Below are 16,697 nucleotides of genomic sequence, written 5' to 3' on the forward strand. Positions count from 1 at the left end.
GGGTCAGTCTCCGATCAGGGTCGAGAATACGGTGGCGCCGGTGTCGGCCGAGGTGACGGCATTGCGGAACAGTGCGAACATCTCGCGGCCGGTGCCGTGCTGATAGGCGGAGAGGTCGGCCACCACGGGGGCGCGGTCGTCAAAGCCCTCGGCCTTGACCTCCAGCGTCCCGGTGAGGGCATCAACCCGCAGCATGTCACCGTCGCGCAGTTTGGAAATCGGACCACCATCCAGCGCCTCTGGCACCACATGGATGGCGGAGGGGATCTTGCCCGAGGCGCCGGACATGCGGCCATCGGTGACCAGCGCCACCTTCTGGCCGCGCCCCTGCATGATGCCGAGGAAGGGCGTCATCGAGTGGAGTTCCGGCATTCCGTTGGCCTTTGGCCCCTGGAAGCGGACAACAATCACCACATCGCCCTTGTCCAGTTCACCCGCCTTGAAGGCGGCCTTGGCCTCCTCCTGATCATGAAAGACGCGGGCGGGGGCCTCGACGATGCGGTGCTCTTCGGCCACGGCGGAGATCTTCATCACGCCGGTGCCGAGGTTGCCGGAGAGGCGGGAGAGCCCGCCGGTGGGCTGGAAGGGGTCGCTGGCGGGGCGAATGATCTTGTCGTTGAGGGTCTCGCCGGAGCCGGGTTTCCAGACCAGACCTTCGCCGGTCAGGAAGGGTTCGCTGGTGTAGCGGTCCAGCCCGGTGCCCGCCACGGTTTTGGTGTCGGGATGCAGATGGCCGGAGTTCAGCAGCTGGCCGATCACATAGCCAAGCCCACCAGCCGCGTGGAAGTGGTTCACATCGGCCAGACCGTTGGGATAGACCCGCGCCAGCAGCGGCACCACGTCAGAGAGTTCGGAGAAATCCTGCCAGTCCAGAATGATGCCGCCGGCGCGGGCCATGGCGATCAGGTGGATCAGCAGATTGGTGGAGCCGCCGGTGGTCATCAGCCCGACGATGCCGTTCACATAGGCGCGTTCATCAAGGATGTCGCAGACCGGTGTGTAATCATTGCCAAGCGCGCTGAGCGCGAGGGCGCGGCGGGCGCCTTCCTCGGTCAGGGCGGCGCGCATGTCGGTGCCGGGATTGACGAAGGAGGAGCCGGGCAGGTGCAGGCCCATGAACTCCATCAGCATCTGGTTGGTATTTGCGGTGCCGTAGAAGGTGCAGGTGCCGGGGCCGTGATAGGCGGCCATCTCGGATTTCAGCAGCTCGTCGCGCCCGATTTCACCGGCGGCGAACTTCTGGCGGACCTTGGCCTTGTCATCATTGGAGATGCCAGAGGTCATCGGGCCTGCGGGGAGGAAGACGGCGGGAAGATGGCCAAAGACCTGCGCGCCAATGACCAGACCCGGCACGATCTTGTCACAGACGCCGAGATAGACAGTGGCATCGAACACGTTGTGGCTGAGGGCGATGCCGGTGGCCATGGCGATGGTATCGCGGGAGAACAGGCTCAGCTCCATTCCCGCCTCGCCCTGGGTGACGCCATCGCACATGGCAGGGACGCCACCGGCCACCTGCGCGGTGCCGCCGACGCGGCGCACGGCGTCGCGGATCCGCTGCGGATAGGTTTCAAACGGCTGATGCGCCGAGAGCATGTCGTTATAGGCGGTGACAATGCCGAGGTGTCCGGCGGTGCCTTCGGCAAGGGGCATCTGATCCTCGCCCGTGGCGGCATAGGCATGGGCCTGACCGCTGCACGACAGATGGGCGCGGGCGGGGCCTTTGCCCTTGGCGGCGCGCATCCGGTCGAGATAGGCGGCGCGAGGTTTGGCGCTGCGGGCGATAATTCGGTCTGTGACGTCGCGGAGTGTCTGGTTCAAACGCATCGGGTGCCTCTTTCAGTCGTCAGGTGCCGGTTGGTCGTGGGTCTCAGTGGCGGGGTGGGCGGGCAGGCTCAGGAGCCGATGCCACGCCAGCGGCGATTGTCGCGGTGCATCAGCAGCAGCGCGTCCTCTGGCCCGGAGCTGCCGGGATCATAGGGCTGCGGGGTGTCATTGCTGTTGTCAGCCCAACCCGCAATGATGGGATCGGCCCAGGCCCAGGCGGCCTCGACCTCATCGCCGCGCATGAACAGCGTCTGGTTGCCGCGGATCACATCCATGATCAGCCGTTCATAGGCGTCCTGCGGCCGGCCAGCCTCTGGCAGGCTGTCGGCAAAGGTCATGTCGAGATTGGCGCCGGTCAGACGCATGCCGCCGGGACCGGGATCCTTGATCGTGGTGCGCAGGGTGATGCCTTCGTCCGGTTGCAGGCGGATCACCAGCACATTGCCCTTGATACCGCCGGTGCCGGTGTCCTCGGCAAAGATGTTATGCGGCGGATCGCGAAAGAAGACGGCGATTTCTGACTCGCGGGCGCGCAGGCATTTGCCGGTGCGCAGATAAAACGGCGTGCCGGCCCATCGCCAGTTGGCGACCTCCACCTTCATCGCGATAAAGCTTTCGGTGGTGCTGGAAGGGTTGCCTGCGTGCTCGCGGTAGGATTCTCCCTCCGGGCCGCGGTATTGGCCACGGGCGATCTGATCCGGGGCGACGGGGTTCAGCGCCTCGATCACCTTCACCTTTTCGTCGCGCACGGCGTTGGGGGTGAAACGGGCGGGGGGCTCCATCGCGGTGAGGCACAGTAGTTGCATCAGGTGGTTCTGGACCATATCCCGCATGGCGCCGGATTTGTCGTAATATTCGCCGCGCCCTTTGACGCCGATGCTTTCGGCGACGGTGATCTGCACATGGTCGATGTGGGAGGAATTCCACAGGGGTTCAAACAGCGAATTGGCAAAGCGCAGGGCCATCAGGTTCTGGACGGTCTCTTTGCCCAGATAATGGTCGATCCGGTAGATCTGATGTTCTTCGAAATTGGCGCGCAAGGCGGCGTTCAGCGCCTGGGCCGAGGCCAGATCATGGCCGAAGGGTTTTTCCAACACGATGCGGCTGTCGGGGGTGGCGATCCCGGTGGAGCGCAGACGGCCGGCGATATCGGGGAACAGGCTGGGCCCGACCGAGAGGTAGAAGGCGCGGATGGCATCGTCGCGCAGCAGATCGCCAAGCGCCTGCCAGCCATTGTCGCCGCGCGCATCGACGGCGGTGTAATGCAGCAGAGTGACGAAGGCTGCGATTTCGTCGTCGCTGGTTTCGCCCGGTTGGCCAAAGGTGCGGATGGCATCGGCGACCATCTGCTGGAAGCCTTTGCGGTCCATGTCGCTGCGGGAGGTGCCGATAATGCGGCAATCGTCGGAGAACTGGCCGATCTGGAAGCGGTGGAACAGGCTGGGCAGGATCTTGCGGCGGGCAAGATCCCCGGTCGCGCCAAACAGCACGAGATCAAAGGACTGGACGGGAATGACGCGGGAAACCATGGCTCTCTCTCTGACAGCTCGAAGGGGAAATTGGCGGTCTTTTTGGTGGCTAGGGTTGCGGTTGGGTGAGTTTCGACAGCAGGCCACGGGTGGAGCCGTCTTTGGCCTCATAAGCCTCGGCCGGAGCGCTGCCATCAACCAGCGGCAACAGGCTGACGGCCAGCTCCTTGCCCAGTTCGACGCCCCATTGATCAAAGGAGTTGAGCCCCCAGACCACACCTTCGACAAACACACGGTGTTCATATAGCGCGATCAGCTGGCCCAGCACGAAGGGCGTCAGCTTCGGATAGGCCAGGGTCACCGAGGGGCGGTTGCCTGCAAAGGCGAGATGGCCTGCCATCTGCTCCAGCGCGTCGCCGGTAAAGCCGCGTTTGGCAGCGATGGCGCGGGCCTCCTCGCGGGAGCGGCCCAGCATCAGGGCTTCGGACTGGGCGAGGCAGTTGGAGACCAGCAGCTGGTGGTGATCGGTCAGATCGCCCTCATGCGCCTCGGCGGCGATCAGGAATTCGGCAGGCACCACGCGGGTGCCCTGATGTAGCAGCTGGTAGAAGGCGTGCTGGCCATTGGTGCCGGGTTCGCCCCAGACGATGGGACCGGAGTTGCGTGGCAGCGGGCTGCCATCCAGTGCGACGCTCTTGCCGTTGCTCTCCATGTCCAGCTGCTGAAGATAGGCCGGGAAGCGGGACAGGCGCTGGTCGTAGGGCAGAATGGCGCGGCTGTTGTAACCGCAGATATTGTGGTGCCAGATCCCTGTGGCGGCCAGCATCACCGGCAGGTTTTCGCGAAACGGTGCGGTGCGGAAATGGCGGTCCATCGCCGCCCCGCCCGACAGGAACTCGCGGAAATTCGTGGCCCCGATGGCGATCATGATCGGCAGGCCAACCGGCCCCCAGAGCGAATAGCGCCCGCCCACCCAATCGGCAAAGCCAAAGACCCGTTCGGGGGCAATGCCAAAGGCACCGGTTTTGTCCAGCGCGGTGGAAACCGCCGCCAGATGCGCAGAGGTGTCATCCCCCAGTGCGGCCCGCAGCCAGTCCTGCGCGGTGCGGGCATTGGTCATCGTCTCGATGGTGGTGAAGGTTTTGGAGGCGATGATCACCAATGTGGTCTGCGGATCCAGAGCTTTCAGCGTGTCGGCGATATGGGCGCCATCGACGTTGGAAACGAAATGGCAGCGCGGACCGTCATGGTAGGGTGCCAGCGCCAGCGTCGCCATCGCCGGGCCAAGGTCGGAGCCGCCGATGCCGATATTGATCACATCGGTGAATTTGGCGCCGGTGCTGGAGCGCAGGCTGCCATCGCGCAGCGCCTCGGCAAAGCTTTCCATCTGTTGCAGGGTCTGACGCACCGGCGGCAGGATATCCTCGCCATCGACCAGGATCGACGCGTCAGTCTGTGCCCGCAGGGCAGTATGCAGAACGGCGCGGTCTTCGGTGGTGTTGATCTTCTCGCCCCGAAACATCTGGCTGATGCGATCGGCAAGACCGGCCTCGGCGGTGAGGCGCTCCAGCAGCGAGAGCGCGGTGGCGTCCAGCGCGGTTTTGGAATAGTCCAGCAGCAGCCCGTCGGTTTCGGCGGAGAAGCTCTGAAACCGGTCTGGCGTCTCGAAGAGCGACAGGAGCGGGATATCGGCGGTCTCTGTCCGGTGCTGTTCCAGAAGCTGCCAGATCTGCGTCCGGGTCTGCGTCATCGTCGGTCTCCCTCGGTTGTCCTTGCCCCGTTGCGAATCACTCAAGGGCACCGCTGCCGATTAGTTAGCGCTAACATGTGCATTTGTAACGCCCTAATATAGCAGGCCGAGCGAATAGGCCCAAATCGGGCTGTCACGGGTGAAAATGGGAGCCGGAATGAGGGGCGGGCCGGGGCGTGCCGGATCAGACCCGCTGACCCGCAGCATCAAAGGCGAGGCAGTTGGCGGGATCAAAGTCAAAGGTCAGCGTTTCGCCCACATGGGTGTCATGCTGACCAAAGAGGCGGGCGGTAAAGGTCAGATCCTCGCCCATGTCGACCAGAATATTGGTGTCGCCGCCCAGTTTTTCCACGTGAATCACCTCGCCTGTGAGCGGGCCATCCGGGCTGATGCGGGCATATTCCGGGCGAATGCCGATGAACTGTCCGGGGTTGCCGCCCAGACGCGGGGCGGGGACAAAATTCATGGCTGGTGCGCCAATGAATTCCGCCACAAAACGGTTGGCAGGATTGTTGTAGAGTTCCATCGGGGTGCCGACCTGTTCGATACGGCCGTCGCGCAGCACGACGATTTTATCCGCAAGGGTCATCGCTTCGATCTGGTCATGGGTGACGTAGATCATGCTGGCCGACAGCTGACGGTGCAGGCGGGCGATTTCCAGACGGGTGTTCATGCGCAGGGCGGCATCGAGGTTGGAGAGCGGTTCGTCAAACAGGAACAGCTTGGGTTCGCGCACCACGGCGCGGCCAATGGCGACGCGCTGCCGCTGACCGCCCGACAGTTCCGAGGGGCGGCGATCAAGGTAGTCCTCCAGCGACAGCATCCGGCTGGCTTCGGCGACGCGGGCGGCGATTTCCTCCTTGGGCTGGCGTTCCTGTTTCAGGGCGAGCGCCATGTTTTCGCGCACGGTGAGATGCGGATAAAGCGCATAGGACTGGAACACCATGGCGATGCCGCGTTTGGCGGGGGGCGTGGTGGTGACGGTCTGGCCGCCGATGGTGATCTCACCCGCCGTGGCGTCCTCAAGCCCGGAGATCACCCGCAGAAGGGTGGATTTGCCACATCCCGACGGGCCGACAAAGACCACGAATTCGCCGTCCTCCACGGTGAGGTTGATATCTTTCAGCACCTCGACCGGGCCGAAGGATTTGCAGACATTGGTAAGCTGTAGGGCGGTCATGGCGGGGATCCTTCAGGTCTTCGGGTTCGCAGAGGGCGAGGTGGGCGCTGTCGCCGCGGCCTCGGTCCGTTCTGTCTGTACTGTGGTCAGGTCAACGGGCGCGCCGCTGCGGATGCTCTGGTCGGCGGCCAAGCAGATTGCCAGCGAGGCAACGGCGTCCTGCATGTGCCGCTCCATGTCGATGTCCTCGGCAATGACCCGCAGCATATGGGTCTGTTCGGCAGCGCAGAGCGCCTGATGGTCGGGTTCCTCGGGCAGGTCGATGCGGCGGTCCGGGGTGTCTTGCGTGCTGCGATGTACGATCAGGCTGCCGACGGCGGTATGGCCATCGACATCGTCCGAGCCAGCCTTGCCTGTTTCGGTGATCGAGACGGATCCGTTGGGGGAAATCACGTCTTTCACGAAATACGCGGTTTCGGACATCATCGGTCCCCAGCCTGCCTCGTACCAGCCGACGGACCCGTCAGAGAAGGTCACCTGAAACTGGCCGTAGTTATACATATCCTCGGCGATTTCATCCGACAGGCGCAGGCCGATGCCATGGACGCGCTGGGGTGTGGCATCGGTGATCTGGCACATCACATCAACATAATGCACGCCGCAGTCCACGATTGGCGAAGTGGTCTGCATCAGTGCCTTGTGGGTCTGCCATGTAGGGCCATCGGACTGCTGGTTGAGGTTCATGCGGAACACATACGGGGGCCCGAGATCGCGGGCCTCGGCAATCAGGCGCTGCCAGCTGGGATGGTGACGCAGGATATAGCCCACCATCAGCTTGCGCCCCAGACGGCGGGCGGCGTCGGTCACTGCGCGGGCATCGGCAACCGTGGTGGCCAGCGGCTTTTCGACGAAGACATCCGCGCCGGACTCCATTGCGGCAATGGCATAGGCGGCATGGCTGTCGGAATAGGTGGCGATGACCACCAGATCGGGTTTGGTCTGCGCCAGCGCCTGATGGAAATCGCTATAAACCGGATAGTCCTGCAAGGGGGCCTGTGCAGGCGCGCCGGAGCGGTTGACGAGGCCGACGATCTGCGCGGTTTCGTCATTGTGGTGAGCCAGCGCATGGGCAAAGCCCATATTGCCAAGGCCTGCGATCAGTACGCGGGTCATTTGGGGCCTCCGCTGTGGTGAGGGTGGCTGCTGTGACGATGGCGAGAGGACAGGCTGAGCGCCGGGCCAACAAGCGGCTGGAGACTGCCGCTCCGGGGGGCTGGCCCGACGCAGCCCGGCACCGCTGCCGGACGAGCGCATAGCGTGATATGTCGGCTCATTTCACCGCTCCTGAGGTGATACCGCGGATCAGCTGGCGCGAGAAGATCACATAGAGCACCATGACCGGCAGGATCGCCATCGACAGCGCCGAGAGCACGGCGTTCCAGTCTGTCACGAACTGGCCGATGAAGACCTGGCTGCCCAATGTCAGCGTCTTGGTTTCCTCGGCCGGGGCCAGGATCAGCGGGAACCAGAGATCGTTCCAGATCGGGATCATGTTGAAGACGGCGACGGTGGCCATGGCCGGGCGCACCAGCGGCAGCACCAGGCGGAAGAAGATGGTGTATTCCGAAAGCCCGTCGATGCGGCCGGCGTTCTTCAGATCATCGCTCACCTGTTTCATGAATTCCGACAGGATGAACACCGCCAGCGGCAGGCCCTGCGCGGTATAGACGAGGATCAGCGCAGTCAGCGTATTGACCAGCCCGGTGTCCACCATCAGCTCCAGAATGGCGACGGTGCCGATGCGGATCGGGATCATGATGCCGAGGGCGAGGTACAGGCCGAGCAGCATATTGCCCTTGAACCGGTATTCCGCGAGGGCGAAGGCGGCCATTGCGCCAAACAGCAGCACCAGCGCCAGCGACACCACGGTGACAATCATCGAGTTCTGAAAGTAGAGGAAGAAATCCCCCTGCTTCAGGACGGTCTGATAGCCGACCAGCGAGAATGTGTCGGATGTCGGCAGGCCGAGAGGGTCGCGAAAGATCGCTTTGCGGGTTTTAAAGCTGTTCACCAGGATCACAAACACCGGAAACAGGGCGATCAGCGTGTAGGTGATCAGCGCACCGTGGGCGAGGATGCTGTTGAACGGGTTTGAGCGGGATTTATGCATCATCGGATCCTCAGAACTGGTAGCGGCGCAGACGGGTCTGGATGCCGAAGAGATAGATGCAGACACCGATCAGGATGATCGCGAACATGGCGGTGGCAATGGCGGACCCCATATGCGGATCGCCCAGTTGCAGCTGAAAGCCGAAGAAGGTGCGATACATGAAGGTGCCGAGGATATCGGTCGAGAAATCCGGCCCGGCAAGTGCGCCCTGGGTGGTGTAGATCAGATCGAAGGCGTTGAAGTTGCCCACAAATGTCAGGATCGAGATAATCCCGATGGAGGGTAGGATCAGCGGCAGTTTGATTTTCCAGAAGGCGGACATGCCGGTGATGCCATCAACCTCGCCGGCTTCGATCACCTCTTCGGGGATCGACAGCAGGGCTGCGTAGATCAGCATCATCGGGATGCCGACAAACTGCCAGACAGAGATCAGCGCCAGCGTGGTCAGCGCGTAGTCTTCCTTGCCCAGCCAGGGGGCAAACAGCCACTTCAGGCCAATGGCGTCCAGGAGGTCGGGGGTGATGCCCCAGATCGGCGAGAGGATCAGTTTCCAGGCAAAGCCGACGATGACAAAGCTGAGGATGGTCGGCACGAAGATCGCGGTGCGATAGAGTGCGGCAAACCGGAGCCGGGGATGGCTGAGGATCGCCGCCAGCGCCACCCCGATTGGGTTCTGCACCAGCATATGCACGATGAAGAACCAGAAATTATTGCCAAGCGCATTCCAGAACTGTTCAGACCAGTTGGGGTTGCCGAACAGGGTTTGAAAATTGGCGAGGCCGACGAACTGGCGGATCTGGTCGCTTTCGCTATAGAGCGCGAGCCGCAGGGTATTGAACAGCGGGAAGATCATGATGGCCGTATAGACCAGCACAGCGGGCGCCAGAAAAACGGCGATATGCCAGCGTCTGCGCGGTTTATGAGGGGTATTTTGCATGATGTGTCCCATCTGTCGACGGGTCCGGGCCGCGTGAGGCCGCCCGGACGCCTGAGTCTGTGGTCAGTCAGATCGCGGCGCGCTTATTTCTGCGGCTCGTACCAGCTGGCCAGACCCTCTTGCAGTTCAGCGCCGAGATCAGCAGCGGCCTTGGTGCCCTTGATTGCGGCAACGGAGGCCCCCCAGGTTTCGTTTTCGAGGTTCGGTGTGCCGCGCGACAGGATCTGATAGGTGGAGCGGATGGTGCTCTCACACTCGCCACGCCAGGAGACGAATTCCTGCGCCAGCGGATCATCCATCGCGACCTCATGGTTTGACAGCGAGAAGAAGCCCGGCAGCGCGTTGGCGTAGATTGCGGCGAATTCAGGCGAGCCGACCCAGTTCAGGAAGGTCTTGGCAGCTTCTGCATTGGGGGAGGCGGCATTCAGGCCCACCGCGATATCGGTGTGATCCGAGATGTAGCAGGTGTCGCCCGCCGCTTTGACTGGCGGTTTGAAGGCGCCCATGGCGAAATCGGCCTGGGTGTTGAAGCCGGAGATTTCCCAGCTGCCTGCCGGATAGATCGCGGCGCGGCCCAGGGTGAAGATGTTCTGGCTGTCGGGATAGGTCTGGGCTTCATAGCCGTCGCCCATGTAGGCACCCCATTTCGACAGGGTCTCATAGGGGGCGACCCACTGCTCGTCGGTCAGTTTCTGCTCGCCTGCGATCAGGGCAAGACGGCCTTCCTCGCCTTTCCAGTAGTTCGGGCCGATGTTGTTATAGCCCATGGTGGCGGCTTCCCACTGGTCGTTGGTGCCCATCGCCAGCGGAATGTAATTGCCGTCCTGTTTGATTTTCTCCAGCGCCGCGAAGAACTCGTCTTCGGTCTCCGGTACGTCCACGCCCAGCTCGGCAAAGGCGTCCTTGTTGTAGATGAAGCCGTGGATCACCGAAGCAATCGGCACGCAGAAGGTGGCGGAGCCGTCATCTGTCTGCCAGGCGGATTTGGCCACGTCGGAGAAGCTGCTCATCGCCTCAAGATCGGACAGATCGGCCAGCTGGCCCTTGTCATACAGACCAAGCGAGGCATCAAAGGGGCGGCAGGTGATCAAATCGCCGGCGCTGCCCGCATCCAATTTGGAGTTCAGCACGGCGTTATATTCCGCCGGGGCAGAGGGGGTGAACTTCAGCTTGATGCCGGGGTTGGCGGCCTCAAAGGCGGGGATGATCTTGTCCTGCCAGAGGGCGAGGTCATCGTTGCGCCAGCTCTCAATCGTCAGCGTGACGTCTTCGGCAGCGGCTGCGCCGCCGAGCACGGTCGAGCCGAGCAGCGCGAGGGTAAAGAGTTTGCGTGTCATTCTGTATCTCCCAGTTTGCATGTTTGGTATTTGAAATCAGGGTCTTGGTGACCTCTTGGGTGGCGCGTGGCCGACCGTTACACCTGTGCGAGCGCGGCTCGCAGGTTGTCCTTGTTATGGCGCAGCAGCGCTTCCGCCGCAGTGGGGGAGGCCGCACCCTGCAACAGCAGAATGGCGGCTTTCACCGCGCCGCCGGTCTGATCCAGCGCGCGGGCGGCGGCCTCGGCGTCCTGCTGTGTGAGGGTGCAGACTATGCGGATCGCGCGTTGGCGCAGCTTGGCGTTATCTGCGATCAGATTGACCATCATACCGTCCATCACATGCCCCAACCGGATGCCTGCCAGCGTCGACATCATGTTGAGCGCGGCCTTCTGCGCGGTTCCGGCGCCCATGCGGGTGGAGCCTGCGATGACCTCCGGCGGTGTTGGCAGGCAGATTGCCACATCGGCCAGTTGCAGCAGTGGCGTGTCGGCGTTGTTGGCAATCGCGATGACCTTGGCGCCGGCGGCCTGTGCGGTTTTTGCAAAGCCGATCGGGAATGGCGTGGTGCCGCTGGCGGAAAGGGTGATCGCCACATCACCTGCGGTCACTGCGGCGGCAGCCTTGCTGCCGGCCGCGCTGTCATCTTCAGTATGGCCGGGCATCCGCCCGTCGGATGGGATGCCGCCGGCCATGTGAATGGAGATCTGATCGGCGCTGATGCCGAATGTGCCGGGCAGTTCGGCGCCATCAGCCAGCGCCATAAGGGCCGAGGAGCCTGCCGCCGCATAGTGCAGGTGACCAGCGTTGCGCAGGCATTCGGTCAGCAGGGCGGCGCCTGCGGCGATGGCGGGGCGGGCGCTGTCTACAGCTGCCAGTGCGCGCGATTGCCCGTCGAGAAGCGTGTCGAGGATATCGGCATCGGCGCGCAGATCGAGCCCCCTGGCGCCGGGGTGCAGCGTTTCCGTCTGCGCATCGGTGGGCGCCGATATGCGTGCTGCGGACGGTTGTTCGCTGGTCGATGCCATGTGATTCCTCCCCCTCAGGTGAATGAGAAGTATTTAATACCTATACAATACCACTTGTCTACCATTTAATTATTTTCTTGATCTGATGTAGATTTTTCAAGCTGTTATCTACTGTGGTGTCAACACTTGCGGCCGATAGGTCTTTCTTTTGGTTAAAAGGTATCTTATAGGTATTGCATGACTGACTCGTGCTTTCCATATCTGATCGCCGTGGACGGAGGGGGGACCTCCTGTCGCTTTGTCCTGCTGGGGGCGGGCGATCCCGCGGCTGATCTGCCTGATGCCTCCGCGCCCAAGAGCTGCGGGGCGTCGCCGCGTCGGCTGGTGGTCACCGGGGGAAGCGCCAATGTCTATACCGCGCCCGAGCTTGCGGTTGAGACGCTGCGCGCGGGATTGGGCGATCTGCAACGTCAGGCGGGCCTTGACGATGAGGCTTTTCACCAGATCCCGGTCTATGCAGGGCTGGCGGGGGTGATTGATGCCGGGTCGGCAGCCTTTGTCGCCTCGGCCCTGCCGCATCGGCATATCCGGGTCGAAGATGACCGGATGCCTGCGGTTGTCGGGGCGCTTGGCGAGGGCACTGCCTGTCTGATCGGTGTCGGCACCGGGTCATTTCTCGGCCGTCAGGTGGCGGGGCAGGTCACGCTTATTGGTGGTCACGGGGCGGTTCTTGGCGATGAGGCCTCGGGCGGCTGGCTGGGGCGGCGTGTGTTGCAGCTGACGCTACAGGCGGCCGAAGGGATCGAGCCGATGACGCCGCTGCTGCGCAGCTGTCTCAGGGATTTTTCCAATCAGACTGCCGAGATTGTCCGGTTTGCCCAGACCGCGCGTCCGGCGGCCTTTGGCGCCTATGCGCCGCGGGTGGCGCAGGCTGCCGCTGCGGGCGATTCCGTGGGGCGGCGGCTGATGGCCGAAGGGGCGGAGTATCTGTGCCACGGGTTGCAGGCGCTGGGACGTCGACCGGAGGAACCGGTTTATCATATCGGCGGTGTGGCGGCGCAATACGCCGCCTATCTGCCTGCTGATGTGGCGGAGTACCTGCAGGCGCCGGAGGGCTCGCCGCTGGACGGGGCGCTGGAGCTGGCGCGCCGCTTTGCCCGCGAGATCCGGCAGGAGGCGCTATGACGGTCGAGGAATTCCTGAAACCGGCCGCCTGGCTGGAGGACGCCGCCGGGCCACGCTATGTGCGGCTGCGCCAGCGTATCGAGGACGGTATCGAGACCGGGCTGCTGCCCAAGAGCGCGCCCTTGCCCGCCGAACGAGAGATTGCAACGCTGACCGGACTGTCGCGCGTCACCGTGCGCCGCGCCATGCAGGATCTGGTGGATCGGGGCATCGTGGTGCAGCGGCAGGGCTCGGGGAGTTTTGTGTCCGATGGCACGCCCAAGGTGGAGCAGTCGCTGTCGCAGCTCACCTCGTTTACCGAGGACATGGAGCGGCGCGGCTATGACACCAGCGTCGAATGGCTGGAACGCGGCATCCATACCCCTTCGCCCGAGGAGGTGATGGCGCTGGCGCTGACCTCGGGGGAGGCGGTTGCGCGTATTGCCCGTCTGCGGCGTGCCAATGGGCGTCCGATGGCGATCGAGCGGGCCTCGCTTCCGGTGGATATCCTGCCCAATCCGCAGGCAGTCCGGGGGTCGCTTTATGAGGTGCTGGAGCAGACCGGCAGCCGCCCGGTGCGGGCCTTGCAGCGGATTTCGGCGATCAACCTGCCGGAGTATGAGGCGCAGCTGCTGGGGGTGGAGCCGGGAATGGCGGGCCTAAGCATCGTGCGGACGTCTTACTTGCGCAACCGTCGCGTGGTGGAGTTCACCCGCTCGATCTATCGCGGCGATGCTTATGATTTTGTCGCCGAGCTGCGGCTCGGGACGAGCTAACCTGGCGACCCTGAGGAGGGAACCATGACAGATATCACCAAGATGCGTCGCGAGATCGACGAGATCCCGACCGCCGTGGATCGGCTGCTGAGCCAGGGCGAGGCGGATATTGACGCGGTGGCCGAGGCGGTGCGCCGCCTTGATCCGAATATTATGGTGACGGTGGCACGCGGATCGTCCGACCATGTCTGCACCTATCTGAAATATGCCAGCGAGATCCTGCTGGGAGTGCCTGTTGCCTCGGTCGGGCCGTCGGTCGCGTCGATCTACAAGGCGCCGTTGCGGCTGCAGGGGGCGCTGAGCCTGGCGGTGTCGCAGTCGGGCAAAAGCCCGGACATCGTGGCGATGGCGGAAAGCGCGCGCCGTGACGGGGCGCTGGCGGTGGCGCTGACCAATGATCCCGCCTCGCCGCTGGCGGCTGCGTCGGACCATGCGCTGGATATTCACGCAGGGCCCGAGTTGAGCGTGGCCGCGACGAAGACCTTTGTCACCTCGGCGGTGGCGGGGCTGTGGCTGCTGGCCAAATGGGATCGCAACCAAGCGGTGCTTGCGGCGCTGCACGCCTTGCCGGAGCAGTTGGAGCGCGCCTGCCGCATTGACTGGCCAGAGGTGCGCGAGGCCATCGGCGCGCGGTCATCGCTGTTCACGCTGGGGCGTGGTCAGGCGCTGGCGGTGTCGAATGAGGCGGCGCTGAAGTTCAAGGAAACCTGCCAGCTTCATGCGGAGAGCTATTCCTCGGCGGAGGTTTTGCACGGGCCGGTGTCTATTGTGGAAGAGGGCTTTCCGGTGCTGGGCTTTGCGGCGGCGGATGCCGCTGAGGACGCGCTGGCGGGTATCGCCGATCAGATCGCGGGCAAGGGCGCGCAGGTCTTTGCCACCAGCGACAAGGTGACGGCGGCGCGACGGGTGGATCATATCCGCACGGACCATGCGCTGACCGATCCGATCAGCCTGATCGTGTCCTTTTATGCGATGGTTGAAGCCTTTGCCGCCTCGCGCGGGATTGACCCCGATGCGCCCCGCCACCTGAAAAAAGTGACGGAAACGGTATGACCGGCGACCGGCAACCGCTGCGTGCGCTGACCGGTGCCCGCATCCTGACCCCGGTGGGCTGGGAGGAGGACAGCGCGCTGGTCCTGCGCGGCGACCAGATCGCGGCCGTCCTGCCCGTCGGCAAACTGCCCGAGGGGGCGGAGGTGACGGAGCTGACCGGTGGGATCCTGACGGCGGGGTTTGTCGACCTGCAGGTCAACGGTGGCGGCGGGGTGATGTTCAACGACGCGCCCGAGCTGGAGCAGTTGCAGGTCATCGCAGCGGCCCATGCGCAGATTGGCGCGACCTCGATCCTGCCGACGCTGATTACCGATACGCCGGATTTCGTCGCCCGCGCCATCGACGCCGTGGACGCCGCGATTGCCGCCGGGGTTCCGGGCATCATCGGGCTGCATCTGGAGGGGCCGCATCTGGCGGTGTCGCGCAAGGGCGCGCATGATGCGTCTTTGATACGCCCGATGAGCGAGACCGATCTGGAGATGTTATGCGCAGCGGCCACCCGGTTGCCTGTGCTGAAGGTGACGCTGGCGACCGAGGCGGCGACGCCGGCGCAGATCCGGCGGTTGAGCGAGGCGGGCGTGCTGGTGTCGCTGGGTCATACCGATGCGAGCCACGCCGATTGCGTGGCGGCGGTTGCGGCAGGCGCGCGCTGCGTCACCCATCTGTTCAACGCCCAGAGCCAGCTTGGCAATCGCGAACCCGGTGTTGTCGGCGCCGCCCTTGATCTTGGCGGGCTGTCAGCGGGGCTGATTGCGGACGCGGTGCATGTGCATCCGGCATCCATGCGGGCGGCGCTGGCGGCCAAGACCGGGCCCGGGCAACTGTTTCTGGTCAGCGATTCCATGGCCACCGGCGGCTCCGATATCGACCGCTTTACCCTGAATGGTCGCGAAATCCGCCGTGACGGCAATCGGTTGACGCTGGCTGATGGCACCCTTGCGGGCGCCCATCTGGAGCTGGCCACGGCGGTGCAGATCCTGGTCGAGACCTGCGATCTGCCGTTGGAGACGGCGCTGGAGATGGCCACGAGCCGGCCGGCGGATTTGATCAGGCGGCCCGATCTGGGGCGCTTGCAACCCGGCGCGCGCGCCGATGTGCTGCATCTGAACGACGCGCTGGAGCTGCAGCAGGTCTGGCAGGGCGGCCTGGCGCTGTAGCTGCTGTTGCATCGTGTCGCTCAGCGATGCCTCATACGGTGAAACTTGGCGCCAACTGTTCTGCTGGGGCAGGAAGTCCTGCTGGTCTGCTCTGAGGTCATGCTGACCGATCCTGCACGACCCACGAACGGCAGAAAAGCGCGGATAGTGTGCGTTGCAAAGTCGGTCATTTGACGCAACCAGCCGAGGGTTTCTGCTGCGCCGCAGCCGGCCGTTCGCTGCGACTGCGAGGTTTTGCAGCCGGTGAGCTGACACAATGCGGGACGGACCCGACTTTTGCTAATGCAGCCAGTGCTTACACAGCAATCTCTCGCGGTTGCAGCAAAAATAATTCTGCGATGCGGCCCGTGTTGGACCTGTCACGTTTTAGTGCCGCCCCAGGTGCTCGTTTAAGCCACCTTCCGTGCGAATGCGACTGGGATCGGAATATCACATTCATCGTGCAGCGCCTCTGCTCCATCTGGCGCATAGGTGCCGCCTTCAATCCCGCTGCCCCCCCCAGGGGTTTGCCGGTATCACAGGCCAGGCCGTTGATATCTTCGGGCTTCTGGTGCCGGTATTCATCGGCGATCCACATCATGGTCAGTTCATTGGTGTCCCTGTCGGGTGCCGGAACATTCATGCCTGAGTTCAAGAACCCATGGCGGATCAATTCCTGGGCAAAGCGCCGGGTGATTTTTTCCAGCTCATGTTCTTCCCGGTCGCGTGGGTCGATCCGCAGGGCGCCCTTGGAGCCGCCGAACGGCGGCCCCAACAAAGCACATTTATGAGTCATAAGCGCCGCCAGCGCCTCAACCTCTTCTTGATCGGTATCCGGAGAATATCGGATGCCGCCCTTTGCCGGAGGGTTTTGGGTGGAATGCACCGCGCGCCACCCTGTAAAGGAGTGCATTTTGCCACGCAGCCGCACACCGAAGCGGGTCACATAGGTCGCGTGGCAGATGCGGATTATTTCTCATCCAGCCCTTCTGGCAAATCGATTGTGGATGC

The 16,697-nt window shown here is 63.5% G+C and carries 14 protein-coding genes; 4 read left to right on the forward strand and 10 right to left on the reverse strand.

What is annotated here, in order from left to right; all coding sequences use genetic code 11:
- Positions 1-3: 3 nt before the first annotated feature.
- From edd to VXL81_RS12035, 9 genes are all read right to left on the reverse strand, one after another.
- A complete protein-coding gene (edd, locus tag VXL81_RS11995; protein ID WP_416554423.1) occupies positions 4-1,827 on the reverse strand; it encodes a phosphogluconate dehydratase in 1,824 nt (607 codons plus the stop codon).
- Positions 1,828-1,895: 68 nt separating this feature from the next.
- A complete protein-coding gene (gene zwf, locus VXL81_RS12000; RefSeq protein WP_340547448.1) occupies positions 1,896-3,356 on the reverse strand; it encodes a glucose-6-phosphate dehydrogenase in 1,461 nt (486 codons plus the stop codon).
- Between the two features lie 49 nt (positions 3,357-3,405).
- Entirely contained in the window at positions 3,406-5,046 is a 1,641-nt protein-coding gene (pgi, locus tag VXL81_RS12005; RefSeq protein ID WP_416554425.1) for a glucose-6-phosphate isomerase, read from the reverse strand.
- Positions 5,047-5,230: 184 nt separating this feature from the next.
- On the reverse strand, positions 5,231-6,226 hold the full coding sequence (locus VXL81_RS12010) for an ABC transporter ATP-binding protein (RefSeq protein WP_416542983.1): 996 nt from the start codon (positions 6,224-6,226) through the stop codon (positions 5,231-5,233).
- Between the two features lie 12 nt (positions 6,227-6,238).
- Positions 6,239-7,339, reverse strand: coding sequence for a Gfo/Idh/MocA family protein (locus VXL81_RS12015; protein WP_416554427.1), 1,101 nt, complete (start codon positions 7,337-7,339; stop codon positions 6,239-6,241).
- 157 nt (positions 7,340-7,496) lie between these two features.
- Entirely contained in the window at positions 7,497-8,336 is an 840-nt protein-coding gene (locus VXL81_RS12020; protein WP_044040979.1) for a carbohydrate ABC transporter permease, read from the reverse strand.
- Positions 8,337-8,346: 10 nt separating this feature from the next.
- Positions 8,347-9,273 carry a carbohydrate ABC transporter permease gene (locus VXL81_RS12025; RefSeq protein ID WP_416536595.1) on the reverse strand — a complete coding sequence of 309 codons (927 nt, stop codon included), beginning with the start codon at positions 9,271-9,273 and terminating at the stop codon, positions 8,347-8,349.
- Between the two features lie 83 nt (positions 9,274-9,356).
- Entirely contained in the window at positions 9,357-10,610 is a 1,254-nt protein-coding gene (locus VXL81_RS12030; RefSeq protein ID WP_416536596.1) for an ABC transporter substrate-binding protein, read from the reverse strand.
- Between the two features lie 77 nt (positions 10,611-10,687).
- Positions 10,688-11,617 (reverse strand): N-acetylmuramic acid 6-phosphate etherase, encoded by a 930-nt coding sequence (locus tag VXL81_RS12035; protein WP_416554429.1) that lies wholly within the window; start codon positions 11,615-11,617, stop codon positions 10,688-10,690.
- A gap of 177 nt (positions 11,618-11,794) precedes the next feature.
- Here VXL81_RS12035 and VXL81_RS12040 point away from each other — a divergent pair, with 177 nt between their 5' ends.
- Genes VXL81_RS12040 through nagA form a run of 4 tightly spaced genes read left to right on the forward strand, consistent with a single transcriptional unit; the run spans position 11,795 to position 15,707 of the window.
- A complete protein-coding gene (locus VXL81_RS12040; RefSeq protein WP_416554431.1) occupies positions 11,795-12,742 on the forward strand; it encodes a BadF/BadG/BcrA/BcrD ATPase family protein in 948 nt (315 codons plus the stop codon).
- On the forward strand, positions 12,739-13,497 hold the full coding sequence (locus tag VXL81_RS12045) for a GntR family transcriptional regulator (protein ID WP_340547440.1): 759 nt from the start codon (positions 12,739-12,741) through the stop codon (positions 13,495-13,497). Before VXL81_RS12040 ends, VXL81_RS12045 begins: the two co-directional genes overlap by 4 nt.
- Before the next feature lie 24 nt (positions 13,498-13,521).
- Positions 13,522-14,550, forward strand: a complete 1,029-nt coding sequence (locus VXL81_RS12050) for an SIS domain-containing protein (protein WP_416536599.1) — start codon at positions 13,522-13,524, stop codon at positions 14,548-14,550.
- The gene (gene nagA, locus VXL81_RS12055; RefSeq protein WP_340547438.1) at positions 14,547-15,707 is read left to right on the forward strand and encodes an N-acetylglucosamine-6-phosphate deacetylase; all 1,161 of its coding nucleotides are present in this window, start codon (positions 14,547-14,549) and stop codon (positions 15,705-15,707) included. Before VXL81_RS12050 ends, nagA begins: the two co-directional genes overlap by 4 nt.
- Positions 15,708-16,002: 295 nt before the next feature.
- Here nagA and VXL81_RS12060 read toward each other — a convergent pair whose 3' ends face one another.
- A complete protein-coding gene (locus VXL81_RS12060; protein ID WP_416554433.1) occupies positions 16,003-16,632 on the reverse strand; it encodes a Glu/Leu/Phe/Val dehydrogenase dimerization domain-containing protein in 630 nt (209 codons plus the stop codon).
- Positions 16,633-16,697 lie beyond the last annotated feature (65 nt).

Source organism: Phaeobacter sp. JH204B, from assembly GCF_048055755.1.
Classification (GTDB): Bacteria; Pseudomonadota; Alphaproteobacteria; order Rhodobacterales; family Rhodobacteraceae; genus Phaeobacter; species Phaeobacter bryozoorum.